Annotated in this window: 24 protein-coding genes and 1 pseudogene; 7 read left to right on the plus strand and 18 right to left on the minus strand. The window is 56.6% G+C overall.

All coding sequences use genetic code 11. From position 1 onward, the window contains the following. Positions 1–250 precede the first annotated feature (250 nt). The 3 genes from IGS51_RS02100 (at position 251) to IGS51_RS02110 (ending at position 2,390) form a co-directional block, all read left to right on the plus strand. Positions 251–733 (plus strand): CYTH domain-containing protein, encoded by a 483-nt coding sequence (locus IGS51_RS02100; protein ID WP_297075386.1) that lies wholly within the window; start codon positions 251–253, stop codon positions 731–733. 235 nt (positions 734–968) lie between these two features. Beyond that, positions 969–1,865: a M48 family metalloprotease gene (locus IGS51_RS02105; protein WP_297075289.1), complete on the plus strand. Its 897-nt coding sequence runs from the start codon at positions 969–971 to the stop codon at positions 1,863–1,865. A gap of 111 nt (positions 1,866–1,976) precedes the next feature. Continuing rightward, complete coding sequence (locus tag IGS51_RS02110; protein WP_297075291.1) at positions 1,977–2,390, plus strand: hypothetical protein; 414 nt, start codon at positions 1,977–1,979, stop codon at positions 2,388–2,390. 234 nt (positions 2,391–2,624) lie between these two features. On the opposite strand, the gene IGS51_RS02115 is transcribed toward IGS51_RS02110, so the two are convergent. The 10 genes and pseudogenes from IGS51_RS02115 to IGS51_RS02150 form a co-directional block, all read right to left on the minus strand. Beyond that, on the minus strand, positions 2,625–2,882 hold the full coding sequence (locus IGS51_RS02115) for a GlsB/YeaQ/YmgE family stress response membrane protein (RefSeq protein WP_297075292.1): 258 nt from the start codon (positions 2,880–2,882) through the stop codon (positions 2,625–2,627). A 291-nt stretch (positions 2,883–3,173) separates the two neighbouring features. Beyond that, on the minus strand, positions 3,174–3,845 hold the full coding sequence (locus tag IGS51_RS02120; protein ID WP_367279235.1) for a DUF2834 domain-containing protein: 672 nt from the start codon (positions 3,843–3,845) through the stop codon (positions 3,174–3,176). A 182-nt stretch (positions 3,846–4,027) separates the two neighbouring features. Then, a complete protein-coding gene (locus IGS51_RS02125) occupies positions 4,028–4,663 on the minus strand; it encodes a DUF4230 domain-containing protein (RefSeq protein WP_297075296.1) in 636 nt (211 codons plus the stop codon). 281 nt (positions 4,664–4,944) lie between these two features. Continuing rightward, positions 4,945–5,160: a pentapeptide repeat-containing protein gene (locus tag IGS51_RS22255; protein ID WP_367279232.1), complete on the minus strand. Its 216-nt coding sequence runs from the start codon at positions 5,158–5,160 to the stop codon at positions 4,945–4,947. Then, entirely contained in the window at positions 5,093–5,449 is a 357-nt protein-coding gene (locus IGS51_RS22260; RefSeq protein ID WP_367279233.1) for a pentapeptide repeat-containing protein, read from the minus strand. Before IGS51_RS22260 ends, IGS51_RS22255 begins: the two co-directional genes overlap by 68 nt. Positions 5,450–5,925: 476 nt before the next feature. After that, positions 5,926–6,126 (minus strand): annotated as a pseudogene (locus IGS51_RS22265) (DUF433 domain-containing protein); the annotation flags it as partial. 40 nt (positions 6,127–6,166) lie between these two features. Further along, positions 6,167–8,224, minus strand: a complete 2,058-nt coding sequence (locus tag IGS51_RS02135; protein ID WP_297075298.1) for a chloride channel protein — start codon at positions 8,222–8,224, stop codon at positions 6,167–6,169. A gap of 112 nt (positions 8,225–8,336) precedes the next feature. Continuing rightward, positions 8,337–8,750, minus strand: coding sequence for a hypothetical protein (locus IGS51_RS02140; protein WP_297075299.1), 414 nt, complete (start codon positions 8,748–8,750; stop codon positions 8,337–8,339). A 138-nt stretch (positions 8,751–8,888) separates the two neighbouring features. Continuing rightward, complete coding sequence (locus tag IGS51_RS02145; protein ID WP_297075301.1) at positions 8,889–10,061, minus strand: 1-deoxy-D-xylulose-5-phosphate reductoisomerase; 1,173 nt, start codon at positions 10,059–10,061, stop codon at positions 8,889–8,891. Positions 10,062–10,169: 108 nt separating this feature from the next. After that, positions 10,170–10,529 (minus strand): type II toxin-antitoxin system HicB family antitoxin, encoded by a 360-nt coding sequence (locus tag IGS51_RS02150; protein WP_297075302.1) that lies wholly within the window; start codon positions 10,527–10,529, stop codon positions 10,170–10,172. Between the two features lie 376 nt (positions 10,530–10,905). On the opposite strand from IGS51_RS02150, the gene IGS51_RS02155 reads away from it, so the two are divergent. Beyond that, positions 10,906–11,076, plus strand: a complete 171-nt coding sequence (locus IGS51_RS02155) for a hypothetical protein (protein ID WP_297075305.1) — start codon at positions 10,906–10,908, stop codon at positions 11,074–11,076. A gap of 70 nt (positions 11,077–11,146) precedes the next feature. Here IGS51_RS02155 and IGS51_RS02160 read toward each other — a convergent pair whose 3' ends face one another. The 3 genes from IGS51_RS02160 to IGS51_RS02170 form a co-directional block, all read right to left on the minus strand. Then, positions 11,147–13,849: a hypothetical protein gene (locus tag IGS51_RS02160; protein ID WP_297075308.1), complete on the minus strand. Its 2,703-nt coding sequence runs from the start codon at positions 13,847–13,849 to the stop codon at positions 11,147–11,149. A gap of 603 nt (positions 13,850–14,452) precedes the next feature. Next, positions 14,453–15,223, minus strand: coding sequence for a type II toxin-antitoxin system HicB family antitoxin (locus IGS51_RS02165; protein ID WP_297075310.1), 771 nt, complete (start codon positions 15,221–15,223; stop codon positions 14,453–14,455). Positions 15,224–16,051: 828 nt separating this feature from the next. Then, on the minus strand, positions 16,052–16,297 hold the full coding sequence (locus IGS51_RS02170) for a hypothetical protein (RefSeq protein WP_297075312.1): 246 nt from the start codon (positions 16,295–16,297) through the stop codon (positions 16,052–16,054). Between IGS51_RS02170 and IGS51_RS02175 the strand changes: the two genes are divergently transcribed. The 3 genes from IGS51_RS02175 to IGS51_RS02185 all read left to right on the plus strand — a co-directional run bounded on the left by IGS51_RS02175 (position 16,298) and on the right by IGS51_RS02185 (position 20,255). Next, positions 16,298–16,834: a hypothetical protein gene (locus tag IGS51_RS02175; protein ID WP_297075315.1), complete on the plus strand. Its 537-nt coding sequence runs from the start codon at positions 16,298–16,300 to the stop codon at positions 16,832–16,834. It abuts the gene before it with no gap. Positions 16,835–17,026: 192 nt separating this feature from the next. Further along, positions 17,027–17,644, plus strand: a complete 618-nt coding sequence (locus IGS51_RS02180; RefSeq protein WP_297075316.1) for a pseudouridine synthase — start codon at positions 17,027–17,029, stop codon at positions 17,642–17,644. Between the two features lie 202 nt (positions 17,645–17,846). Continuing rightward, positions 17,847–20,255, plus strand: coding sequence for a serine/threonine phosphatase (locus IGS51_RS02185; protein WP_297075319.1), 2,409 nt, complete (start codon positions 17,847–17,849; stop codon positions 20,253–20,255). Positions 20,256–20,277: 22 nt separating this feature from the next. On the opposite strand, the gene IGS51_RS02190 is transcribed toward IGS51_RS02185, so the two are convergent. The 5 genes from IGS51_RS02190 to IGS51_RS02210 all read right to left on the minus strand — a co-directional run bounded on the left by IGS51_RS02190 (position 20,278) and on the right by IGS51_RS02210 (position 25,272). Then, positions 20,278–20,508 carry a DUF4327 family protein gene (locus IGS51_RS02190; protein WP_172358075.1) on the minus strand — a complete coding sequence of 77 codons (231 nt, stop codon included), beginning with the start codon at positions 20,506–20,508 and terminating at the stop codon, positions 20,278–20,280. A 451-nt stretch (positions 20,509–20,959) separates the two neighbouring features. After that, positions 20,960–21,583: a chromophore lyase CpcT/CpeT gene (locus IGS51_RS02195; RefSeq protein ID WP_297075321.1), complete on the minus strand. Its 624-nt coding sequence runs from the start codon at positions 21,581–21,583 to the stop codon at positions 20,960–20,962. Between the two features lie 62 nt (positions 21,584–21,645). Next, the gene (locus IGS51_RS02200; RefSeq protein ID WP_297075323.1) at positions 21,646–22,557 is read right to left on the minus strand and encodes a BMC domain-containing protein; all 912 of its coding nucleotides are present in this window, start codon (positions 22,555–22,557) and stop codon (positions 21,646–21,648) included. Positions 22,558–22,742: 185 nt separating this feature from the next. Then, a complete protein-coding gene (locus IGS51_RS02205; RefSeq protein ID WP_297075325.1) occupies positions 22,743–23,384 on the minus strand; it encodes a hypothetical protein in 642 nt (213 codons plus the stop codon). A 193-nt stretch (positions 23,385–23,577) separates the two neighbouring features. Further along, a complete protein-coding gene (locus IGS51_RS02210) occupies positions 23,578–25,272 on the minus strand; it encodes a ribulose bisphosphate carboxylase small subunit (protein ID WP_297075327.1) in 1,695 nt (564 codons plus the stop codon). Between the last annotated feature and the right edge of the window lie 108 nt (positions 25,273–25,380).

The raw sequence follows: 25,380 nt of genomic DNA on the forward strand, positions 1-25,380 counted from the left end.
ATCCTCCTTTATAACCCTTATAACCCTATCAAGTTTGCGCCCCCGTCGTAATCTGAACAACCCAAGGCCAATCTTTGGTTGTGATAGAACCTGTGCAGGCATTTCGTGGGCTGCTTCCGAGTCTGCGTTCTGGGTTTCAACGTAGACTACCTGGTGGTTCCGGGATCACTGCTGTCGATGAAGTCGCTGGATGCGAGACCGAACCCTGGATCGGCGCTCCAAAATCAGCAATCTAAAACCCAAAATTGATATGGCGCAGGAAATCGAGCGAAAATTTCTCGTGGTGGGCGATCGCTGGCGTGGGCTGGCGGAAGGCACGACCTATCGCCAGGGCTATCTGCTGTCGGGGGCAGGGCGGACGGTGCGGGTGCGGGTTGCAGGAACGCGGGGCTTTTTGACGATTAAGGGCGCGATAGAAGGATTATCGCGCAGCGAGTTCGAGTATGAAATTCCCCTGGCGGATGCGGAAGAATTGCTGAATACCCTGTGCGATCGCCCGCTGATTGAGAAAACCCGCTACAAAATTCCCTACGAAGGGCTGACTTGGGAAGTGGACGAGTTTTGGGGCGACAACGACGGGCTAATTGTTGCCGAGGTGGAACTCTCTAGCCCCGACCAAACCGTGCAACTTCCCGACTGGATTGGTGAAGAAGTCTCCCACGACCCGCGCTATTTCAACGCGGCGCTGGTGAAGCATCCCTACCGCCAGTGGCATCCCGCTCCAGAATCGTGATCCTTTTTCCTCCAGAGCTAAACACTCAGGCCTTACGCACTTGCGATCATCTCTTTGGGGTTTGGACAATTTCTCGCGGACTGCGCTGGCGAGAAATTGTCCAACGACGCAAGTCCTAACACTGCCCAATACGGAAAACCGCCCCAACTTTAACGGTTTTTTCCTCACGATCAGCGATCCCCGACTCGTACAATTTGAGTGCAAAATAGCGGGTGAGTTGCGATAGGAGCCGGATATGAACCAAGTAAAAACCCTGGCGCTGTTGAGCCTGTTGAGTGGGCTACTGGTCGGCATTGGCTGGATGCTGGGTGGTTCCAGCGGGGCGCTGATTGGACTGGCGATCGCCGCCTTTACAAACCTGATGTCCTGGTATTCTTCGGATAAGATTGCACTGGCTGCCTATCAGGCCCAGCCGATTACCGAAGCTGAAGCACCGGGGCTGTATGCAATGGTGCGGCGGCTGTGTGAGCGGGCAGACCTGCCAATGCCTCGGATCTTTGTCATTCCCTCTCCAGGAGCCAACGCCTTTGCCACCGGGCGCGACCCAGAACATGCGGCGATCGCCGTTACGCAGGGCATCGTGCAAATGCTGACAGAGCCGGAGCTAGAAGCCGTCATTGCCCACGAACTCAGCCATGTCCGCAACCGCGACACGCTGACCCAAGCTGTAGCTGCAACGGTTGCTGGGGCAATCTCCTGGCTGGCGCAGATGATGCAGTACAGCTTGATGTTTGGCGGCATGGGCAGTCGCGACGAGCGCGAGGGCGGCGGCAATCCCCTGGGGCTGCTGTTCACCGTTCTTCTAGCGCCGCTGGCCGCCAGCGTAATTCAGATGGCGATTTCCCGCACCCGCGAGTTTGAAGCTGACGCTGGTTCTGCCCGGATGACGGGCAACCCCCGTGCCTTGGTGAGCGCGCTGCAAAAGCTGGAGGCAAGCGCCCGACAAATGCCGCTGCGGGCCAATCCTGCGTTTGAGCCGCTGCTGATTATGAACGCCATTCCTCAACAATTTCTCTCCAGCCTCTTTTCGACCCATCCAACCACCGAAGCCCGCATCGAAAATCTGCTGCGGGTCGAGCGAGAGCTTTTGGCGGCAGGAGACTCGGCAACGCTGAAGTCGCCTGGATTCTAACTTTGTGCTGAGACTGTCATTTCCTGAGGCTGTCATTTCCTGAGACTGTCATTTGAGCCTGCCGCAATCCGGCTCTCCCGCTATATTTTTAGGTTTTTAGGAGGCAACGCGATGAGCTTTGATCCAAATTCACCGAACGGGTCTGACCAAGAGCCAATCGTCCTGGAAGCACGACCCGCTACGGGCGACCACGGCTCTGCCTTGGAAGGGCTGGATGAAATTCAGCGAGAAACCAAGGCGCTGATTGATGCCATTACGCACCGCGCCCAACAGGAAGCCCGTTCCGCAGGGGAGTTCACCCGCGAAACCTATCTCAAGGTGGTGCGCCAGGCCCGCGAGGCCGTTGAGCAGAACCGGCTTTTCAAACCTGAAGAATTGGAGCAGTCGATCGACTCGATTCAAAAGGAAGCGGAGAAAAACTGGAATGCGCTGGTGAGCGAGGTCAATGAACTGGGCGATCGCCTTTCGGAGGCGGCCAAAGCTGCCTGGGAAAAGCTGATGGAAGACCAAACGCCAAAGTCGTAAATCTTTTGGTTGCGCCGTGCTATCTGTGCCAGCAGCGACATGATCTTCCCAGTCGTGCGATCGCGCGGATGGTCGTACCCTTTGGGTAAATAGGGGTTCCCGCCTATTCAACTTTGAATGAATCTTTGGGAACCTCGATGGATTGAATTTGACCTGATCAAGTCTCAGATGAGACAGAAGTGAATTACAGGAATCATATCAATTTTCGAGGTTCCCCTTGCTGTTTCAGGTGAGCTAGGCAGCGCGAGTGAATACACCCCACAGGAAGATCAACAGCATTGCCCCGATCACTGCCAGGATAATGCTGGTCAAATTCAGCCCTGTAATGGCTCCACCCAACAGCACCGTGCCCAGCCATCCGCCCAGCATTGCACCCAAAATACCCAGCAGCGTTGTGGCAAAGATGCCGCCGCCCTGCCGTCCTGGATAAATTAGCTTTGCCAACGCGCCCGCGATGAAGCCCAACACCAGCCAAGTCAACAGATTAGCCATGATTTTTCTCCCACAGTTTAAAGAGCAAATTAAAGAACGAATTGATCTCAACAGCCGACGGATCTGCTCAGTCCGTAGAAGCGTTTAGTTCAATGGAAAGCAGTGCGTTGACCCAATATTTCGGTACAACGCATAACCCGCTTTGGAAGATCAAAAAACGCTGCACAGGGCGATTGCTCGATATCCCCTGTTAGTTTTGCAAACTTGCTTGATATGTTGAATGTTACGAGATCACATGTCAGCAAACTTCATTCCGCAGGGATATTAAGCTGCGATCGCCCATTGTTGCGGCTATCCCTCCAGGGAGACTTCTGGGGCGGCTTCTGAGGTGGCAAATTCGGTGGCACAGGCAAGGGGCGGGCGAACGGACAGGTAGACCAGCGGTCCCAGCAGCGGAACCAGCGCGATCGCCCAAAACCAGCGGCTTCCCAGACCCCGCCGCGCCAGATCATCGCGCAGCAGCACCGGAAACAGCGCCGACAGGGCAACAAAATCCAGGCTCATGACGTGAATAAACTTGCTGGTTTGCCACTGCTGCACAAAATCAGCCCAGTTGCCTTGGGTGAAACCGTAGACCAGCAGAGCGATCGCCCCCAGCAGCAGCACGCGCCCCGTCCAGACGGAATCCAAGCTGCGAATCAGCCAGGACGGTTCGCCGATAAAAGTGGGATTCGGCTTTCGCAGCGCCAGATAGGGCAACAGGGCAAACGCCCCTACGGCAAAGCTACCCGCCGCAAAGGGAAACGCCCGCACCCGCTGCCCGCGCCCGTCGGCATACAGCACCGCGCTATAGATCAGCGGCCAGATGCCCATTAGATTAAACAGCGCAACAATCAGGGGATTGATGCCATCCCACTGGCCCGTTGAGAGGTTTTGAATCAGGCTAAGCGTTTCGGGGCGATCGGGCGGCGCGAGGAAGGCGGCGTAGGCAATAAAGCCGAGCCAGATAAACCAATACAGCATGTTGGGGGTTGGGTGGCGACGCGATGTTGGAACGATAACGAACGGTCTACTGCCCTTGTGCCACAGGTGAGCGAGAAAAAGCAAGCGGCATGGGGGAGAAATAAACAAGCTGGAGAGGGCGATCGCCCCATCCAGCCTGCCCGGTTTATTCACGATTGATTCAAGCTAAGGCGGCTAAAACGCTAGGCGGCGCAGTTTCCAGACTCTACTTCAACCGTCACGGTGTTAAATCCGGCTTTATTCAGAATCGTCCTGAGCTGCTCTTTGGCGCTGCTATTGGCGGCTTTGAACAGGTTGCCGCTGCACGCTTTTTCGCGAATGATGGCGAGTGCCTCGTGCTGCGCTTCTTCGTATAGCTCGGCGGTCGCCGCAGGGCCAAACCACGAGCGGTAGTCGTCGATTTTTGAACTCCGCGCAATGTCAAGATTGATGTTCAAAATCCGAGGAGCGGGCAATTCGGCCTTGATGACGCGATTCTTGAAGTCGAGATCTGAAACCACCAAGTCTTTCAGGTTAAAGCCTGCCTGCACCGTGCCCACGCCTTCATAAATCAGGCTGGTTTTTCCAATAGGAATGCCCAACTTTTTGGCGACTTCTTCCACTTTGACCGTAGCATAGCCGTCCGTCGTGGCAGCCACAAACTCGCTGGCATTTTCCACACTGCTAAAGATAAGGTTTCGCACGCTTTCAGTCGTCACGATCTGGGCCGGACGGAACAGCGAAAACAGCAGCATTGCCAACACTGCAAGACCCACTAGCCCCGCGCCGATGTAGACCTTCGCGCGATCGCCCAATCGTTCCACGATCCCTTGAGCCATTTTCAAAATACCCAACGAATTCATGTTTGCTCCTTTAGCGTCTTGATTCGGATCGTGACCTCCTGTTTCTTAACCGTGAAGCCAACAGGTGATGCCAGTTCTCAATGAAGCACCTCTGTCTTCTAGGGTCACACTATTCACACTTCTATAATCACAAGCGTTTTCGAGCTTTGTCATCCAGGAAATCACAAAGATCTTGAAAATCAAACCATGACTGATAACAACCAGTCCAGTAACAACCAGTCCAGACCAAGCTGAATAGGCTGTGTATGAATAGACTGCTAGGGAAGCGGTTTCATTCCGGCGGATTCTGGATCGAAGCCTTCCGGAAATTGAGTCGGGCAGGGATGAATGGGCGGATAGGTAATATCTACACACAAACTCCTGGACGTTTTTTCGTCAGAATAAAAGGCTCCTTGAAAGTTAGTTTCATCCAGTCTCGTCCCTTGTAGATTGGCTGCGCCCAACTTTGCCCCTCGCAAATTCGCTTCTTCCAAATTTGCCCCCTTGCAAGTTGGCTCCCCATAGAACTGCGCCTTCCAAATTCGCTTCAACCAGGCTGGCTTTGGGTAGCTGAATTCCGGCCAGGTAGGCCTTTGCCAAGTCTACCCCGTCCAGGCTTTCCGGTTCCCACTTGGAACAGAGCCAATCTTCAGAGATGCAAATCCAGGGAAAATGCAAACGCCAGTTTGCCCCTGGCGAAGCATTCAGAAACTCTAGAGCCAGGATGCGTCCCTCCGTTCCCGCTTTGCCCCTGGGCGTTGGTGATGGTCTGCCAAGCTGCATAAACCTGATCGTTCGCGCTGCCGACAGGGTTGCGTCGGGGATGCGGCGTTGGTGATGGTCTGCCAAGCTGCATAAACCTGATCGTCGCGCCGCTGTTTTTCTAAGCCGATGTAACTGACGACGGCAATGATGAGACCCAGGTTACCCAACAACCCCAGCAGGCTAATTAAGGCCTGATTTTCTCCCCAGGAAAGTAGCGGCTCCCAAATCCGCTTCTCCATTCGGACAAAGGGTTTAAGCAAGGCGCTGGGCTGCGGGGCGGGCGGAGTTTGATCGATTTCTTGGGACGAAACTGGATCATCGACATGCTGCTGAGCGTTGATCGAGGTTTCGGAATAGGCGGGGCTGATGGGATGGAGAATTGGCGAAGAGAGGGGTGCAGTTCTAGAGGGTTCAGTGCTAAGGGGTTCAGTGCTAAGGGGTTCACTGCTAGAGGCTTCATCTCTAGAAATAGATGAACAAATAGATGAACCGTAATGACTGCGATCGGCCGCAAATTCCAGGCAAGCCCTGATATCGGTTGCTGTCAGTTCTGGGAATTTATTGACAATTTCAGCGATGGATTGTCCGTCTGCAAGCCAGCCCAAAACGTCATATACCGTGATACGTGTGTGGCGAATGTATGGAGTATCGCCATGCTCATCAGGCCTGATTGTGATAATGCTACGATTGCTCATAGCGAAAAAATTGCGGCGGAAGGATTGCGAATGATGAGTATTAGGATCTAACTTTACCAAGGCTCTCGGCATCGATAGAGTTTTCAACTCCTAGAGAATTTGGCAGAATTTGGCTCTCCATCTCGATTTTTTCCTCTGGCAGCGCGATCGCCTTTCCGTTTCGTTCTGCCAGGTCAGCCTGAAAATCTTCCGACGACTCCTCGCTGTCGCCCAGGGCTTTGGTGATGCGGGCCAGGCGGGCGGCGGTGGTAATGCTCTCTTCCGTGAGCAGGCCGATGACGTGGGTGGGGTGGTCGCGCTCGACAACGGGGATCTGGTGCAAGCCGCGAGTCCCCATGCGGGCGATCGCCTCTTTCACGGTTTCGTCGCTGTAGGCAAACAGGACATGAGTGGTGCAGAGGTCGCGGATGGGTCGCTGGAGCAGGTCGGGGGCTTCTTCGGCCTTGAGAATCAAGCGGTTGATGTCGCGCAGGGTCAAGATACCCACTAGTGTTTCGTCGCCGCCCACATAGTCTAAATTGTTCAGATGATTTACGTTATCTAGCCCGGCCAGGTTGTCCATCACCAGGGCGCAGGTGGCCCGCTGGTCGATCAGGGTGCGGGCGGCTTGGGCCAGCAGCAGGTTCGCAGACAGCTTGAGGGCAATCGGCTGCAAAGCATCGACCACCAACAGCGATGCGGGGACAGAGATTCCGGCAATTGTCTCCTCTGGGGCTTCCTGCTGTTCGCCGTCAGAGTCCATCAGTTTGGTGGGTTGCAGGGTTTCCACCAGCCAGATGCTCAGCCCCACGGCCGACATCAGCGGCAAAATGATGCGGTAGTCTTGCGTTAGCTCAAACAGCAGCAGGATGGACGTGAGCGGGGCGCGGACGCTGCCTGCTAGCACTGCTGCCATGCCCACCATCGCATAGGCTGGCGGCGAGGCCATGTAGGGATGCAGCACGGGCAGGGCGATCGCCAATGTCTTGCCATACACCAACCCCAGCGATGCGCCCAAAAACAGCGCCGGGGCAAACACGCCGCCCACAAACCCGCTGCCAAAGCTCACCGCCGTCATCACCAGCTTTAGCCCCAGCAGCGCGATCACCATTCGCAGCGGAAACTGCACATCTTGCAAAATGGACTCGATGGTTTCGTAGCCCACGCCCAGAATTTGCGGAAACCACAGCGCCACAGCCCCAACCGCAATGCCACCCAGCACCGGATGCAGCGGATTGGGAATTTTTGCCAGCCATTGCGTCCCCGGCAGTTGCCCCTGAAACGCCTGCTGGGCGATCGCCATTGCCTGCCGATAGAGAATGGACACCAGACTGGCAAACACCCCCAGCCCCACATACAGCGGCAGTTCTAGCAGACTCCGCACCTCATAGGCCGGCAGCGCAAAGGCAGGCTTTGCCCCCAGCCCAATCTGCGCGATCCACGCCGCCACCACCGCCGACAGCAGCACCACACTTGCCGACGACGGAGCAAATAGACTGCCCAGAACCACTTCCAGCGCAAAGAACACCCCTGCAATCGGCGCATTAAACCCCGCCGCCAACCCCGCCGCCGCACCTGCCCCCAGCAGCAACAACTGCCGTGCTTGCGATACCTTCAGCGCCTGCCCCAGCAGCAGACTAAAATTTGCGCCAATTTCCACACTCGGCCCTTCTGGCCCCAGGGACGCACCGCTGCCCAGCGATACTGCGGCCGCCACCATCTTGCTCACGGGCTTGAGCGGGGCCAGTTCCTTGCCGCCCTGCACCGTTTCCATTAGCGCCGACAGGCCCGGCCCAAAGCCCTGCACGCCCCAGCGCAACCCGCCCACCAATAGCCCGCCCAAAATCGGCAGCAGCGCCAGCGTCCAGTGTCCCCAAACGGACAGCACGCCCGCCACGCGCCCCAGCATGAGTTGGTTGACGAGGTGAATCAGATAACGAAACGTAACCACACCTAGCCCCGCGCCCGTGCCAATGAGCAGCGCCAGCCCCAGCAGCCGGGAATCGGGCGTGGCTTGAAACCGGGTCAGCACCGCACTGAGGCGCAGGGGCTTGGCAGGAGCCGCGCTATCGGCTGCGTTTGGCAAAGTTGGCCCCACAGTTTGAGGAGAAGCGGGCATGGCGGCAAGTTGGGGCGAGAAGGGGCAGATCTATCTCTATTCTGTGGGATTCTGCACCAAAGGCGATCGCCCTCAAAGGCTCAATTTGCCAAACTGGTTTAGCAGCGCCAGTTTACCAGCGCCAGTGATTTTTGCCGCGCCAAAACACGCCGATAATCAAGCCCATCAATGCAGGCTGGCTGGGCGGCAGCAGCGAGGGGATGCCAGAGAGCGATCGCACCCACACCATCACCACCAGGCAAGCAATCAGCCCCCAAAGAACGCCCAGGTTAATAAAAATCTGCCGCTGAAACTGATCCAGCAAATGCACCGCCAAAGCCCCCACGCCAATCGCAATGGACAGCACAATCAGCAAATCCAGCGGCGGCGAAAAGATCAGGGCATTCGCCCGCGCCACAAACGGCAGTCGAGAACCGCCCCACCACAGCAACAGTTCCACCGCAAATAGTCCAATCACGGCATAGCCTGCCGTCTGAAACAGCGGCAGCCAGGGCAGTTGTTTGATTCGGCGGAGGGGGTTGGACATGGTGAGGGAATGTTGGGCTGTGAGCGTTTTGGCGTAACGGGGACGAGCATTGCGGGTTTGGCGTATTGCAGGCAACTACTCGCGCATCCTATCCCCTCATCCCATCATCTCTAAATCTCCGTCACCCTGCATCCCCCATCACGCTACCAAGCGCTGACTTGCCGACAGCACCGCCTGCCGCGCCCACTGATCAGCTGCAAGGATGTCGTCGAGGGTGGGCTGGGGCAGATTGTGCGGATGATGGCGATCGCACGCCTGCTCAATCAGTCGGGGAATGTCGAGAAACTGGATTTTTTCCCGCAGGAAAAGATCCACCGCCTGTTCATTGGCAGCATTCAGCACAGCGGGCATAGAACCCTCTGCCCGTCCCGCTGCATAGGCCAGCCCCATGCAGGGATACTTCTGATGGTCGGGGGCACGGAAGGTAAGATCGCCACATTTCACCAGGTCGAGTCGTTCCCACTGGGTCGGCACCCGGTCGGGATAGGACATGGCATAGAGCAGCGGCAGGCGCATATCGGGCAGCCCCAACTGTGCCAGCACAGAGGTATCTTCTAGCTCGATCAGCGAATGGATGATGCTCTGGGGATGGATGACGATTTCGATGTGGTCATAGTCCAGCCCAAACAAGAAGTGCGCCTCGATCACTTCCAACCCTTTGTTCATCAGGGTGGCAGAGTCGATGGTGATTTTACGCCCCATCGTCCAGTTGGGGTGCTTGAGCGCGTCGGCAACCTTAACAGTGGCCAGCTTTTCGACCGGCAAATCGCGGAATGCGCCGCCCGATGCCGTCAGCAGGATGCGCCGCAGCCCGCCCTCTGGAACCCCCTGGAGGCACTGGAAAATGGCGGAATGTTCCGAATCTGCGGGCAATAGCTTCACGCCATGCTTTTGCACCAGCGGCAGCACGACCGGGCCGCCCGCAATCAGGGTTTCCTTGTTTGCCAGCGCAATGTCTTTGCCCGCTTCGATGGCAGCAATGGTGGGCAGCAGACCCGCACATCCCACAATCCCCGTCACCACGGCCTCGGCATCGCCAAAGCGGGCGACTTCGACTACGCCATTGTCGCCCGCGAGCAGGATGGGTTGCGGCGTGAGGTCAGCGATCGCCTCTTTCACCTGGGGCAACAGCGCCGGATCACAAATTGCAGCAATTTGGGGGCGAAACTGGCGAATCTGCTGAGCCAAGAGATCTACGTTTCGCCCCGCCGCCAGCCCCACAATCCGAAACTGGTCGGGATATTGGCTCACAATGTCCAGGGTTTGGGTGCCGATGGAGCCGGTGGAGCCAAGCAGAGTAATCGCTTTCACAATTGCTTAAGGAATGAGCAGCAACTCCACTATAAAACGCAGCGTTACCGTAAAACGTGGCGTTACTGAGAATTCCCTAAATTCTGATGCAGCCTTTAGATACGCCCATTAAGCAAAGGATTCCAGGCTGCGACGAGCAGCCTCAGAGAGGACATCCTGCGCCCAGGAATCAATGCTTTTGCCTGCGTGGTCAGCGGCACGACACAAATCGGGCGTGGCTTTTAAGGCGATAGTTTTGGAATCAGGCTGAAGACCGGGGCGATCGGGTTCTTGCTGAGTTTCTTGGCAGAATTCCAGGTATACGTCAATACAGCGGCGAAACTTGCGCTCTAGCTCAGCCGCAGTCTCGGCTTCAAAGGTCACGACATCCTGAATGTCGCGGACGCGACCATGCAGCACGCCGGCCTGAATATCCACCTCTATCTCTGCTGTATAGCCTTTGTATTCCAATATGTTGTGTTCCAACATCTTGCATTCCAGCATGTCGATCTTGACCCGAACCCATCATCAGCGTGATTCGTGCAACTCAGACTCAGTAACTCAGACTCAGCAACTCAGACTCAGCAAATCAGACGCAACTGAAGCTTCTACCTTAGTTGAGAGCTAGCTGCTGTGGCGTTCCTCAAAGGAGGGAATCTTGGATCAGCCCTGGGGAGGTCGCCAAATCAGGGCGATCGCCACAAGACAGAAACACAGCCGCGAGCAGGCAGCAGATTCCCGCAAGCAAACTTACAAATCTGCAAGCAAGCTTAACGAAAGAACATTTGGGAACGAATCTATCCTAGACCGGATGAACTTTTGAAAAAGCCTATCAGGTTTTGCAATAAGATACCAAGAAGTTCGATTGCAAGATGTGCTAGCACCTGCCTCTAGTCTGTTTCATCAGCAAAACGCCGAAACCCGGACAGATTCCCAGCCCAATCCTCGAAATTCCTCGATGGTTCATGCTGTGGGCGATCGCCAAATCCAGGATTCCAGGCTTTTGGGCGACTTCGATCTTAGCGCGGCAGGTTAGCAGTTGTGGATGGAACGACTGATATGCAGAACAAGTTGCAGGCAGAACCAGTTTCGGGCAGGACAATAGGTTAGGTCGCCGTTGCATTGCCCGTTGGATCAAACAGGGTGGGGTCAAACAGGTTGCTAAAGTCCAGGCTGTTGGGTTGCACATTCTGCAAAATTGCCAGCGTCCTGCTTCCATAGCGGATGAGGGTGTCGCTGCCGCTAGCGCTAAAGGTCAACTGGCTAGGAGATAGGCCGCCCGTTAGTCGCAGTTTGTCTAGCCCCACCTCGAAGTCGGCGATCGCATCCACGCCCGGCCGCAGGCCTAGCACGAAGGTATCTCGCCCAGCACCGCCCACCAGCGTATCGTTGCCGATGCCGCCGTCTAGCAGATCATTGCCATCGCCGCCGCGCAGCAGGTCATCGCCACTCAGCCCCAACAGCACATCGTTACCGCCCATGCCGTTAATCGTGTCGTTGGAGTTGTCGCGGCCTATAACGCGGTTGTCATAGTCATTGAGGAAGGTGACAACGTTACTCCGGAGGACGGTCAGGTCTTCGCGCCAGTGGATAACATCAAAGTCATCGGCGATCGCCGTTTGTCCATCAAACAGCAGGTTGCCGTTCTCAACCAAGTTGTCGAGATCCTTCAGCGCAAAGTCCTTCAGGCGAATCGTGAAATCGGACGCGCCATCAAAGGTAATCAGCAGGTCAGCCCCGACCTGGGTCAGCAGCATGTTTCTTGCAGTGAACGGCGCACCCACTAGCTGAATCGTATCCATCTCATCCAGATTTGCCGCTGTAACGCTGCCTGTGCCCACGCCGCTGAAGTTTGCAATCACAACTTCGCGGCCCATCGAGACTGAGAGGGTTTCCTTTCCAGAACGCACTAGGGCTTCAGAGTGACCCAGTTGCAGCACAAAAGTCTTGCTGCCTCCTGCGCCATCCAGCGTCGCAGGAGGGGGTGTCGGCGACCCAGGCACATTGTCCGGCAGGTTGGGTAACTCCGCGCCACCCGGCTGGTCGTTCTCTCCGCTACCGGGCGGGCCCGCTCCATCTGGCGGAGTCGGCTGGGGTGGTGGGGCCCCGTCTGCGCCGCCAGAATTGGGTGGGGGCGGCCCGATTGGCGGCTCTGGCAGATTGGGCGGATCGATGGGCGGGCTAGGAAGCTCATCGTCGCCATTTCCCGACCCTGGCGGCTCAGGCAGTCCGTCGTTGTCACCACCGTTTCCGCTATTGCCACCATTACCGCCACCCGGCGCATTGCCATCCGGCGCATTGCCACCCGGCGCATTGCCACCCGGCGCATTGCCACCCGGCGCATTGCCACCCGGCGTATGATCACCGGGCGCATCTGGTGTACTATCACCTGGCACCTCACCACCGGGCGTATCGCCTGGATTACCCAAATTGGGTGGCGGTTGGGTTGGCCCTGGCGGAGGGGCAGGGGGTTCCGGAATGTTTGGGGAATCTATTCCGGGCGGGTTATCGATGGGCGGCTCAGGACTGTGTGGAGTCCTGGGTGCTTTTGGCTGGCCGCCGCCCCCGCCGCCCGCATTGTCAGGACTTCCCGGATCGTCGCCATCCAAATCGCCGACAACGGGATCGCCTGCCCCATCCGCTCCAGGTTCGGAGAGGTCTAAGGTTGGATACTCAAAGGCGGGTGGAGGGGTTGGGCGCGTCGGCTCCCCGCCATTTGTGGGGTCTAGATCGGAATCGGATGCGGGCGGATCTCCGGCTCCGTCGTCGGGCCAAGTTTCGCCGTCAAGAATCGGAAACTGCGATCGCTTCCCGCCAGCTTTTGGCAGACTGGGGCTATGATCTGCGTCTGGTTCCGCAGGGATGGGGGGTTTTGGTAGGACAGTCTCTTGAGGACGCAGCGGGGCGATCGCCCCATCCATCACCCCATCCATCACCCCATCCACAGCAGACCTGCTTTTCTGCACTGGTACGTGCAATGCTAGGAGCTCGTCAAACTTTCCGCCTGCTCCAGACGCTCCTTCTGCTCTGCCCACTCGATCCAAATTGGCCCAGCGGCGGAGCCAGTCGAGGCTTTCGGCCAGTTCCACAGGCTTGGCAGGATTCCAGCGATGCGCCTCGGTAGATAGCAGGTGGTACAACAGTAGCGCGACAAGAGCTTCGGTCTGCTCTGGTCTTTCCGAGTGAAATCGCAAAAATTGGGACGACAGCCCTGCAACGCTCAGCCCGATCCAGGGCAAGACCGATTTTGAAGTGTTGGGAGCATCGGTTTCTAGGGTTGGGCTGGACTCTTCCGCGACTGGCGTTTCGCTGGGTTCATCGACAGGGTGGGGTATTTGCTGCAACCACTTGAGGAAGTCGCTGGCCGCGTGAACCTGAATGCTGCCATCAAAATTGAAGTAGTTTCCAGGTATGAATGCAACAATGCTTAACCTATCCCGCTGGGCGATCGCCAACTCATGCGACTTGGAATCGTGATCCTCTCCCCACTCATGTCCCTCTGGCAGCGGCACAAGGCAGATATTGATTTGGTCAATTAGGTCTTCAACTCGCTGTGCCAGTTCTGGATGTTGATACTCGGTGCGAATCACGTCCAAAACTCGATCTAGCCCTGGCTTTAGAACCACCACCGGGACACGAGTCCGAATTAATTCTTGAACAATGCTGTGGGCCTGCTTTTGCAGATCAACGATGAAAGAGTCAATCCCTGCGCCTGGATACAGAAACGCAAAAACCTCGCTAGCCAAAATCGCAGCAGGCAGGCTAGTCGAGGAAACCAGCGAAACGTGAGGGGGGCGGGCAGGACTCACGAGAAATTTCCTGAGGGGAGCTAAAACCAGTAGTAGTCTATAGGTTCATCTATTTGGGGGATGCGACCACCTATGCCAGTAGCTTAACCGGACTAGATCCACTCTAAAAAGTGGCACAGCTTAGAGGTTCAAACCCTGGAAAAAGCTCCACCTAGCGGGTTTGAAAGCGCTCCCTCTCAGAACTGTCTCTTCAGACTATTGTGACTATTGCGACTATTGCGACTATTGATAAAAGCCTGTGATAAAAGCCTGACACCAGTTGCCAGGTGTAGGCACAACGTTCAAAAAATTACTTGATCAGCCTAAAAAGATTGAAGCACCCCAAACGGCTTCTTGCATAGATGGGTCAATAGATGGGTAAACAGTTAAAGCGTTGCCAGATGAATCCAGCCAAGGCTAACCCGCCCAACTGGCGCAGAGTAATTATGGCGATCGCCCCGAATTCATCCGGGTTCGAGAATCCTTACCTTGGGTCAGCGCCTTGGGGCAGCAAGTAGGGTTCAATCGTTCAGACGTTCAAGCGTCAGAGTTCAAGCGTCAACAGAGAAACACGGGAAAGAGATTGCCCAGGGTATCCGGCAGTTCCAATGCCGATACAACGGCTCAGGTGTTAATTACGGGTGTATTTTCAGGATGCAGCGAAAAATTAACATTCGCCGGTGCAGCGGGGTCTAGATTAATGGTTCTCAACATCTGATCTGAAATCGCCCTCAGCACAAAGGGTGGCACTTCAGCAACATCATCCGATTTGGTTAGGCTCAAGAGCTTCGACATGCCCTCTTGAACTTGAGCGCGATCAATGGCGATGCCTCGCAGAATCAGATCCAGAGACTTCATGATCTCTAGGCTGGCGTGGGGGTCTTTGCGGCTGGCGTAGGGGTTGAAGGCGCTAACCAACTGAGGGGCGATCGCCCCATCCTGACGCAGAACCTCGGTCAACAAAACCGCAGAAGAAGTCGCAACCGCCTGCTCCAGCGGCACAGCCACAAGCTGATTGACATGTCCAGCATTGCCCCGCTCATAGCGATAGCCCTTTAGCTCGGCATCGGCCGCTTCACTCAACACCTGATCCATCCACGCATTGATGCTCATATCAGCGCGAGCGGCGGCCAGGGAAATCTTCTTATGGGTTGCCGATGAGGTACGAAACGCAATGTTGCCTTTGAACGGTTTTTCGGGTTCCTGCCCCGTTCGCTCCATTAAGCTCAAATATTGATCAACCGCGTCGTGAAAATTGCGCTTAACTTCCTTGATCTCCTTTGCCTGAAAAACGATAGCATCTCGCAAATCTAAAACTGTTCCATGCAGGACTTCAGCTTCAGGGTCGTAGTCTACTTTTGCGGTGTAGCCTCGGTAATTCAGCAAAGTACTCATAACATTACTCGTTCGTGCGGGGAGGTTGTATGCCTGACGCGATTAGGAATCGACGGACTTCGATCACCATCAATGGGGCGAGGCAGGGCTGATGGTCTAGCCGATGGAAGATCGCGTTGGCTCGGCGCGTCTCACACCAGACTTGAATCCATTGACCGTCGTTGCCACCGTTTTGAAACAGCTTTGCTCCGCATACGCAAAGCAAATCCAAAACCTTCTCCCAAGAAATATCAGGCCGAGGGGGATTCTCAAAAATTGCCTGATATGTCTGCTGATGGTCGTCACTGGCCGTCATGAAGATGCACTCTGGAACCGCAAACCCAACCCTATTAACCAGAGCGAAACCTCTGGCGGATGGATTTCAGAATTTTCCATATCCTACCCTGGATATCCGGTTGGAGCTGAGAGAAATCAGCCCGCTCCAGACCTAGAGTAGCGGAAATCATCGTCCTGACAAAGCTTGCTCAAATGTTCAGCCAGCCGGATCGCTTCCAGAACAACAGCCAAAAACGGGCTGCGGAACATCTAAGACGTTCTTTGAGAGGGCAGTTGTAGAGCCTGTTTTACGCTATCAAGATAAGCTATCAATGTCAAGGCGATCGCCCGTCTTTTGCTGGATCTTAAGCAGAGTGGGCGATCGCCCCGTTTTATGCCTAGTTTTCATGAAGATTTCTAACTAGATTCGCAAAAAACTTTGCCCAGAATTTTTCTTGCATATTTCTTGATACCAGATTAAGATATCATCAACTTGATATCAAAAAACAGTATCTAAATCCGAGATGCCGGAATAGGCCGCTTCCAACGGCTGACACGATGTAGAACATCCGTCTACACCGCACAGTGTGCTGCGCCCGTTTTGCATTCCAGACCTCCATCAATTCTCGATTTTGGATTTGCGATTTTGGATTTGCGATTTTGGGTCGCCAGCCAAAGCGTCTGCGGGGCTTCCAGCCATTTCATGCGTAGCTCTGCTTCGGAGAGGGGATACCACTCGCAATCCAGCGAACCCAGCGAATAACCCAGCGAACTCCACACAACACCATGACCTGCCCAATGCTGAATTACGAAAATCATATGGAAGTACGGCTCGTGAAAGACAAGGAGCCGCCACCCCCCTCCAATGATGCCGGAAAGACTGTGGTGACCGTCACCACGATTTCAATTGCCGCAAGTTTGGCGCTGAAAGTGATGCTGCCAGACATCAACATCAACCCGGCGATCGCCCTTGCCGATCCCATGCCACCTGCAGAAGAATTTCCCGCTGACTGGCCCAACCATCCGCCGCCGTCTGTGGGTGGCCCCTCCACCTCCGCGCTGGCTCCAGACCCAAGCTATGGCTACGGACGCGGCTTCTTTCAAATCGTTGAGTGCGGCACAGTCTATCCGGCAGCGGCAAACTTTCGAGCCTATCCGGGGCTGACAAACCACGGCATTCGAGGTGTCGTGCCGCATGAGGAATGGGTGCTGCTGACGGGATTGGTGAGCTATGCCGACGGTATTCTCTGGCATCAAGTGGTGAATCAGTCTCGCCTCTGGCCATCCTTCGCGCCAGGGGCCTTCAACCAGCTTGATAGAAATCAGTTGGGCTGGGTAGCAGGCTGCTTTGTCTAGCTGCTCTGCCTAGCTGCTCCGTCTAGCTGCTCTGCCTAGCTGCTCTGTCTAGCTGATTTGTCTAGCTGATTTGTCTAGCTGATTTGTCTAGCTGATTTGTCTAGCTAGTCGATTGAGCCACATTCCAGGAGCCGAAGTTCGCTAGGATCGGCTTATCCCGCCTCCGCCTGATTACACCCCTGGATCGACCGTGTGCCTCATCGCTATCTATTGTTTTATAAACCCTACGATGTGCTGACCCAGTTTAGACAGCCCAGAGAACTGCCCGACCCCGCGCCAGCCTATCGCACACTCAAGGACTACATCCCGGTTCCAGGGGTGTATCCGGTGGGTCGGCTAGATCGAGACAGCGAAGGACTGCTGTTGCTCACCAGCGACGGGCGCTTGCAGCATGTTTTAACAGACCCTAAGTTTCAGCATCCTCGCACCTATTGGGTGCAGGTCGAGCGATCGCCCGATGAGGCGGCCTTGCAACAACTGCGGCAGGGGGTGGTGATTCAAAACTACCGGACGCGCCCCGCCAAAGCCCAGATCTTGCCCCAAGAGCCTGATTTGCCGCCGCGCGATCCGCCCATTCGATTTCGCAAGACCGTGCCGACGGCGTGGCTGGAGCTAACGCTGACGGAGGGGCGCAATCGCCAGGTGCGACGCATGACGGCGGCAGTGGGATTTCCGACGCTGCGGTTGGTGCGAGTGGCGATCGCCCATCTGCGGCTGGACGGGTTGCAGCCGGGCCAGTGGCGCGATCTCACGCCTGATGAATTGGCTGAATTGGCAAGATTGTCTCCAAGATCGCGCCCACGCCCGTAGAGTTGGGGGTGCGGGTCGAGAATGGATCGTGTAACCTTTTAGTCAAGCGGCCGATTCGTCAGGTCACGAAAGCCGAGTCAGGTCGCCGAAGCCAGCTTCAACGGCAGCAGAGTTATTCAGTTATTCAGTAGAGTTATTCAAGAGTTATTCAGTAGAGTTATCAGTCCGGCTTGCCGCCTACGGGAGTGAAGGAAGTTCCCCCATGCTTGTTTGTCCTCAGTGCGAATTCGAGAATCCCGACAGTAACAAGTTTTGTCAGCAGTGTGGGGCTTCCCTCCAGGAAATCGCCTGCCCTGCCTGCGGCTCGTCAGTGCCCTTTGATGTGGAGCTTTGCCCGACCTGCGGCGCAACAGCGGGAACGTCCTGGCGAGCCATTATTGCCGCCGTTGATGCAGCCGTCGGCTGGCCGCTCGTGTTGCCCGCCCTGCCCTACCTGGATCTGCAACATCGCTATCGGCTGCTGGAGGCGCTGTCTGCAACTTCGCTCTCTTTGGTGGGGGCTGAGGTGCGTGTGCTGGACTGCCAGCCGTTTCGCCTGTCGCCGCTGGAGATGCTCTATAGCCAGAACCCCGATGCACCGGATGCGGGGCTAGCACGGAGTGATGAAGCGATCGCCCAGAGCAGCAAGAACGCCATTCCGGCGATCGCCCAGACTTATCTGGATTTGCAACAGCAGCTTTATCCGTCTCTGCCCCATATTCACGATGCCTGGGAGAAGGATGGGCAAATTGTGGTGCTGTTGGAAGACCGGAGCAACCTACCTTCCTTGGCAGAACTGGGCGCGTCGGAGGTGCTGCCTCCGTTCCAGATTCTCCATCTGCTCCACCAGATGACGGAACTGTGGAACGCACTGCAACCCGTGGGCTATGCCCAGAGCTTGCTAGAACTCAATAACCTGAAGGTCGATGAAGATCAGTTGCTCTATCTTCAGCGGCTTTATCAGGATAAACCCGACGCGCCCCCCCAGCTCCGCGACCTGGGCCGCGTTTGGACACTGCTGTTGCAGCAACAACCCAGCCACGAAAATCTGAATCCCCTGGTGCAGGTCTGTCAGGATTTGGAACTGGGCACAATTGCCACAGTGGATGTGTTGCAGCACTGCCTCAGCATGATTGCGGACCTGTTGCAGGGAGGGGAGGAATTGCCTGACGCAGGGGCGATTGCCCTCGATGCGACTACAGAGGCGATCGCCCTCGATAAGCCCGAAGCGGCTGACGAAACGGCCCCTGATTTGCAAGCAGACGATATACAGGCAGAAGATACGATTGTGCTTTCCCCCGCGCTTTCTGCAAAGGACACCGCGCCGGCCGACGCTGCATCTGCCAATCATCCCAATCGCCCCCTCGATCCAACAGCGGTATTGCTCGGTGGGGTTACTGCTAGCCTCCTCGACACAGCCCCTCCGAAGTCAGCCACAGACGAACCGATCACCGGTGAGCTAGTCCCGTCCGAACTGATTGCGGGCGAACCAGTTACGGACGAACCCATCACCGCAGAACTCGTCGCGTCGGAACCCACCGCAGAACCTGTTGCAATGGAAGCAGAACCCATCACCGCAGAATCTGCGGCTGCCAACCCTGCGCCGGCCCAGGCGACTAACTCAGAAGCCTTGCCGATGTCTGATTCGGCTGAAACGGAAACAACGGAGATTCTTTTTCCCACGGTGTCGCGGATGGCAGATATCAGCGTGTCGGCCAGCCCCACCCGCCTAGAGTTGGGCAGTCCCGACGAAGACAGCGAGACCGAAGGCGACGACCTGCCAACGGTGGTGCTGCCGATGAAGCTGATTGGGCTGGAAGATGCAGGACGGAGCGACATTGGCCGCCAGCGAGAACACAACGAAGACTATTACGCCATCCAGGTGGACGTGAAAAAGCTGGAAAGCCAGAACGGGCGATCGCTCAAGGCGAAAGGGCTATACATTCTCTGCGATGGCATGGGTGGCCACGCCAGCGGCGAGGTGGCCAGCGCCCTGGCCGCCAGTACGCTCCAGCAGTATTTTCAAGATCACTGGAAAGATGGACTGCCCAATGAGGCAACCATTCGAGATGGCATTTTGCTGGCAAACAAGGCGATTTACACCCTGAACCAGGAAAATGCCAGTTCGGGCAGCGGTCGCATGGGCACAACTTTGGTACTGGCGCTCATCCAGGACACCGAAGCGGCGATCGCCCATGTAGGAGACAGTCGCCTCTATCGCTACAGTCGCCGTCGCGGGCTGGAGCAACTGACGGTGGATCATGAGGTGGGGCAGCGAGAGATTCAGCGGGGCGTGGAGCCTGCGATCGCCTACGGTCGCCCCGATGCCTATCAGCTAACCCAAGCCCTCGGCCCGCGAGACGAGCATTTCGTCAATCCCGATGTGCAGTTTGTCGAACTGACTGAGGATTTGCTGCTGCTGCTGTGTTCCGACGGGCTGACCGATAATGACCTGCTGGAAACCCATATCGAGAGCCACCTCGACCCAATGCTCGACGGGCAGGTGAGCCTGGACAACGGTGTGAACATGCTCATCGACCTGGCAAATCAGCACAACGGCCACGACAATATTACGGCGATCGCCATCCACGCCCGCGTGCGTCCAAATCTAGACCTGATGAAGCGCGGATAGGCGATCGCAATCTAGCTGCAATTCAATCTTCGTCCCAGGACTCTACAGCAAGCAAGTCCGCTACGGGATCTCGCATGGAAAAGTCGAAGTCCTCCAGTTCGCGCTTCCAGTAGGCCCACTCGTCGCCATAGAGCAGCGCAATCTTCCAGAGGCGATCGCTCGGCTTCAGAATATCTGAATCCACGAGCGATTTCACCTGCCGCTGAAATTTCACCATCGGATGCAAATCCGGGCTAACAACACGGTTCACCATAATTAACTTGTTAAATTTCCTCTAGGGTAAAAGTTATCCTGACCTCGCAGAGCGCTCCCTCAGTAGCGTGGAGTCTAGCAGCGCGGAGCCACAGCCGCACCCAGCGGTTCAATTCAATCAGCCGATGCTCAATCGGCCGCACTTGGGTAACAGATCAACTCAAACTCAGCCAGCAACTTATCTGTCGAAACACATCCTAGCTCATCCCTTCAGTCTTGCATCTCAAAATCCCGGATGCAGGCGGCAATATTCATTTCTTCTATGGATCTATAGAGAATCAATTAGGAACCCTTGTTTTCAGACGCTCCACAATCCTCTGATTGGGTGAAGTCACTCCTCGGCGGCAAAAGCCGAAAGCCCTCAGCGATCGCATTGGGAAGATTGACGATGTTTCTCTGGCAGGGGTTTGGGGTCATCCCTGGTAGGCGATCTTGGCACTCCTGTTGGCGTTTCAGAGGGGATAGTCCACCTGTTTGGTGAATTCGTAAGGGCCCATCAGCGCTCCCCAAAGCGCCTGGCCGGTGTCTGGGTCAACGCCTTTGTCGTAGCTGCGAAAGCGGCCTGGGCTGGCTTCAAACCCCAGCACAACCTGGCGCGTTTCGCCATTGTATTGAAAACAGCAGCGATCGCCCTCGATGGGTTCTGCGGCCACCCCGTCTCCCTGAGGCCGCAGCCGCAGCCGACAGCCCGGTAGGGGCTGCAAGTCGTCTAACGCTAGGTCAGACAGTAGCTCCGGTCGTGCGCCTGCGCCCCGAAACCGATCCGGCTGGCGAAAGGCCCAGTATTGCACGGTATATTGCACAGCAGGCTTGCCGTCGTCCCCACCGCCCGCATCGGTGTTCCCGTCGTCATTCTCCTGCAAGACCAGCACCCGCTGGCGGTAGGGGTTTTGCAAATACAGCGCGTTGGCCTGTTCCGCAAACAGCGCAAGGCATCCATTTATCCGAATGGGCAGGGGGCGGTGCCATAGCCGCAGGTGAACAAACCAGGCCGGCTGGTCGAGCGACTGGGCGCGATTGTCAAACTCGCCCGCAAGCCACTGGGCCAGAGTGGGCAAATCCAGAACTGGAGGCATGTTGAAAGGTGAGAGCGGGTTTAGAACTGGGGAACGTCAGATGATTCTGATTATTCTTCAAGTTATTCTTCAAGGTTTTCCAAGCGCTTGGGACGCTGATCAGCCAGGGGATCTAGCTCTGGCAGGGGAATCGGTTCGGCAAGCGGGGGAGCAGCGTGGGGCGATCGCGCTTCGGGTTCCAGCGGTTCTGCCGACTCGATGGTCTTTTGTACGGTTATCTGCTGTACAGTCTTTTGCACTTCGACTTCGGGCCGTTCTGGTGCAGCCAACTCCTTCTGCGGCGCTTTTAGATCAAGCGGCAGGGCGATCGGCTGCGGCTTCTCGATCCAGTAGCTGGCCAGAGGAAGGGTTTCTTCCAAGTCATCCAGCGGGCGCGGAATCACCATCACGGCGTGCAGTTCGCCAATCCGCTCGGCTTCGTGCATCCCGGCTTCTACGGCCATTGCCACATCCGCCACACGCCCGCGAATAATTGCCGTACACAGCCCGTCGCCAATCGTTTCGCACGCCGCAAGCTGTACCTCGGCCGCCTTCAGCATGGCATCCGCTGCGCCCACCATCGCCGGATAGCCGCGTGTTTCCAGAAGCCCTACGGCCTGCTTGCTGAGGCGGCTATAGCCCCGATCGGAGAGAAACTTTGCCAGCCGACTGCCGATGGGTAGCACGGCTTCGAGGTTGGGCGAGGGGCGGGCAATGATGGTTTTAGAAATAAACTGGTCGAACCGTCGCGCCGTTTCTTCGCCCACATCTACGGCAATGCGGACATCGGAAATGCCGCCCCGCACGACGGCAGTGCAATAGCCGCTGCCTGTTTTTTCATAGCCAATCAGCGTCACGCCGGAGGACTTCAGCATCATGTCAGCCGTGCCCACAATGGCGGGAAAGCTGCGCGTGCAAACTAGCCCCAAAGCGCTGTCTCCAAAGTCTCGCCGGGGCGGGGTCGTTCCAACCTGAAGTTTGCCGGATGCGTCCATAGGGTTTGATGCTCAGATTGGCGATCGCCCTCTCAGCTTAACACTACGCCCTCGGCTTGGCGGTCTTTTGGCTTGCACTGCCCAACTTGCGTTAGACACTAGCGCAAGTTCTGCATGATTTCTGTACAAGATTGAACTAATCTGCACAAGATTGAACTAATCTGCACAAGATTGGACTAAATGATTCAGCCAGCATCAGGCGGCGAAGCGCCATCTGTCTCCGCTTGCCGATAGGGAAACATGGTTGCTAGAAGCTGCTGAAGTGCCTCCCGTCCGTAGACCGGGGGTGTGGACAGACTAATCGGCGCAGTGGTCGAGAGTCCGCCCACAGAGCGATGGTCACTCAGCACATCGGGCCCCGGCTCAGCAGCCGACGTGGAGGCTGGAACAGGCAGCGGCATGGATGGAAGTATGGATGGAATCGCACCGCTGGAGTCTGGCATCGCAGAGGCGAGTGGGGTATCCAGGTCAACCCGACGGCTCGTGTCTCCCAGCAACGCCCTAGGGGGAACCATTTCGCCAGGGGCGATCGCTGGATTCAGGATCGTCGCCTCAGCACCGATGCAAGCCGTCGCGCCGATGTGTCCCGTCCCAATGATTAGCGCCCGCGAACCGATCGTCGCGCCTGCCTCGATCGTCAGCGGGCCGCCGTGGGCGTGCAAGATAGCCCCCGCCGCAACGCTAACCCCTGCCCGAATCGTGATCCGACTGCCAGGGTCAGCCTGGAGCAAAACCCCAGGGGCGATCGCCGCACCAAGTTCAATCACCACATCGCCATTTGTCAGCCCAGGGCTGCCCTCAACTGACGATAGCGGTGACCTCTGCATTGCCCTAAAGGTGTATAAACCAATCTGTCGTTAAACCTGACCCCACCCGATCAACAAGCCGCAGCGCTACCGAGTCGCGCCGCAGCCTGTGACCGCAACCCATAACGGCAACTTAGATAGCGCCTGTATCGAGTGTTCACATAGAGCAGCTACACAGTTCACATAGAGCAGCTACACAAAGTGGCTAGAGGGTCTATGGACGCTGAATGATGGTTTCTGCAACCCGTCGCTTAGACTGAGTATCGACTCCATAAACCCGGACATACTGCCCCTGGTTGTCGCCCAAGCAGCGCTCCAAAGCCGCCAGCACATCCGATTCTCGACCAGACTCGATCGGCGAGCAGCTTTCCCAAGAGCTAGTCTGGAAACGGCGTTTGTCGGCGTGTTCTACGGCAACCTTGTAGCCCTGAGACAGCAGGTGGCGAACCTGATCGACGACTTCAGGGCTGAGGCGCTGGCTCGAAGCAGCAGAGCTATGGCCTGCGTTGAAGCTGCTGGCGGCGGGCTGCTGATATGATGAGCCACTGCTGCTGTAGCTGGGGGCAGGAGCGCTGCCGTTTTGCCCATTGCCAGGACGCTGCACGATCAGTTCTCCAACCCGCTGCTTGAGCTTGGGATCAATGCCAAACAGCCGGACATACTCACCCGAATGCTCTGCTAGACAGGCTTGCAGTGCCGAAATCGCTTCAGAGTCGCGGGTTGCCAGGATGGGAGCGCAGGTATGCCAGGAGCTCGTTTGAAAGCGGCGCTTGTCGGCGTGTTCGGTGCCAATTTTCAGGCCACGAGACAGCAGCCCACGAACATGTTCCACCACTTCCGCCGACAGTCCAGACGAGTTTGTGCTGCCATAGGACGCAGCAGGCTTGCTATAGCTTTGGCCAGTGTAGCTTTGGCTGGAATAGCTGGCAGCACTGGTCGATGCGCCGTTTCCGTTGGTGCGATCGCCCGGCCGCTGCACGATCAGTTCCCCGACGCGCCGTTTGGAGTGAGTATCGATGCCAAACAGCCGCACGTATTCGCCGCTATGTTCGGTCAGGCAGGCTTGTAGCGCCGCCAGCACATCTGCCTCGCGGGAAGACTGGATGGGCGCACAGCTATGCCAGGAACTGGTTTGGAATCGGCGAGTATCCGCATGTTCGGTGCCAATTCGATAGCCCTGGGCTAGCAAGTGGCGCACCTGTTCGACAACTTCTGGAGTTAATTGAGTATTCAGCATCTCAGGATTTTGGCTGGAACGATAGGACGACTCGGCAGCGCGATCGCTCGGCTGCTGAAGGCGGGCTGATTCGGAGCGGGCCGGAGAACCAGCGCCCCCACCACCAGACCGCATTGCGTCGTTGAAACCAACGACTTGGGAAGCAAACTCGATATCAACCGACTGAACCTCTGGCAAGCGGTCGGCCTGCTGCTGGGTGGTGATGATCGACCCGGAGGGAACATACCGACCCGGCGGAATTTCCACATCCTGGATGAGCGCGTGCATCATAACAATGCAGCCCTCGCCGATGCGGGCGTTGAACACCGTAGACCGAAAGCCAATAAAACAGCGATCGCCCACATAGGCCGGCCCATGAATCAGCGCCATGTGGGTAATAGAAACGTCTTGACCAATCCAGACTGAGTAGGGCTGCTGATCATCCCCCAGCACGCGCCCTTGCGGCAACCCGTGAACAATCGCCCCCTCCTGAACGCTGCTGCCTGAACCGACATGAAAGGGTGCGCCCTCCTCTGCTCGGATAGAAGCGCCCGGTGAGATTAGCACGTTTGCACCAATCTGCACATCTCCCATCACTGTCGAAAAGGAGTGAACGTATGCAGTCTCATGAATCTTAGGCTGCGTTACCCCTTTTGCCCAGGGTGTAGCAGCAACGGAGCTTTGAGCAACCATGACCACAGCTCTCCTGACCCAGCAACAAAACTCGAACCGTGACCGGCAATATTAACAGGCCGATCAACCCGCAAAACCGGCCAACGCAGATCGAGCAAGGTCAATCCA

Source organism: Thermoleptolyngbya sp. M55_K2018_002 (assembly GCF_015295965.1).
GTDB classification, from domain to species: Bacteria; Cyanobacteriota; Cyanobacteriia; order Elainellales; family Elainellaceae; genus Thermoleptolyngbya; species Thermoleptolyngbya sichuanensis.

Excerpts from the sequence above, each read along its gene's own strand:
- IGS51_RS02125 (WP_297075296.1), bottom strand. The coding sequence starts at position 4,663 with ATGGCTCAAGGGATCGTGGAACGATTGGGCGATCGCGCGAAGGTCTAC.
- IGS51_RS02150 (WP_297075302.1), bottom strand. The coding sequence starts at position 10,529 with ATGTTGGAACACAACATATTGGAATACAAAGGCTATACAGCAGAGATA.
- IGS51_RS02135 (WP_297075298.1), bottom strand. The coding sequence starts at position 8,224 with ATGCCCGCTTCTCCTCAAACTGTGGGGCCAACTTTGCCAAACGCAGCC.
- IGS51_RS02195 (WP_297075321.1), bottom strand. The coding sequence starts at position 21,583 with ATGCCTCCAGTTCTGGATTTGCCCACTCTGGCCCAGTGGCTTGCGGGC.
- IGS51_RS02190 (WP_172358075.1), bottom strand. The coding sequence starts at position 20,508 with ATGGTGAACCGTGTTGTTAGCCCGGATTTGCATCCGATGGTGAAATTT.
- IGS51_RS02115 (WP_297075292.1), bottom strand. The coding sequence starts at position 2,882 with ATGGCTAATCTGTTGACTTGGCTGGTGTTGGGCTTCATCGCGGGCGCG.
- IGS51_RS02170 (WP_297075312.1), bottom strand. The coding sequence starts at position 16,297 with ATGATTTTCGTAATTCAGCATTGGGCAGGTCATGGTGTTGTGTGGAGT.
- IGS51_RS02200 (WP_297075323.1), bottom strand. The coding sequence starts at position 22,557 with ATGGACGCATCCGGCAAACTTCAGGTTGGAACGACCCCGCCCCGGCGA.
- IGS51_RS02105 (WP_297075289.1), top strand. The coding sequence starts at position 969 with ATGAACCAAGTAAAAACCCTGGCGCTGTTGAGCCTGTTGAGTGGGCTA.
- IGS51_RS02205 (WP_297075325.1), bottom strand. The coding sequence starts at position 23,384 with ATGCAGAGGTCACCGCTATCGTCAGTTGAGGGCAGCCCTGGGCTGACA.
- IGS51_RS02185 (WP_297075319.1), top strand. The coding sequence starts at position 17,847 with ATGCTTGTTTGTCCTCAGTGCGAATTCGAGAATCCCGACAGTAACAAG.
- IGS51_RS02175 (WP_297075315.1), top strand. The coding sequence starts at position 16,298 with ATGGAAGTACGGCTCGTGAAAGACAAGGAGCCGCCACCCCCCTCCAAT.
- IGS51_RS22260 (WP_367279233.1), bottom strand. The coding sequence starts at position 5,449 with ATGCAGCTTGGCAGACCATCACCAACGCCCAGGGGCAAAGCGGGAACG.
- IGS51_RS02165 (WP_297075310.1), bottom strand. The coding sequence starts at position 15,223 with ATGAGTACTTTGCTGAATTACCGAGGCTACACCGCAAAAGTAGACTAC.
- IGS51_RS02120 (WP_367279235.1), bottom strand. The coding sequence starts at position 3,845 with ATGCTGTATTGGTTTATCTGGCTCGGCTTTATTGCCTACGCCGCCTTC.
- IGS51_RS02140 (WP_297075299.1), bottom strand. The coding sequence starts at position 8,750 with ATGTCCAACCCCCTCCGCCGAATCAAACAACTGCCCTGGCTGCCGCTG.
- IGS51_RS02210 (WP_297075327.1), bottom strand. The coding sequence starts at position 25,272 with ATGGTTGCTCAAAGCTCCGTTGCTGCTACACCCTGGGCAAAAGGGGTA.
- IGS51_RS02110 (WP_297075291.1), top strand. The coding sequence starts at position 1,977 with ATGAGCTTTGATCCAAATTCACCGAACGGGTCTGACCAAGAGCCAATC.
- IGS51_RS02100 (WP_297075386.1), top strand. The coding sequence starts at position 251 with ATGGCGCAGGAAATCGAGCGAAAATTTCTCGTGGTGGGCGATCGCTGG.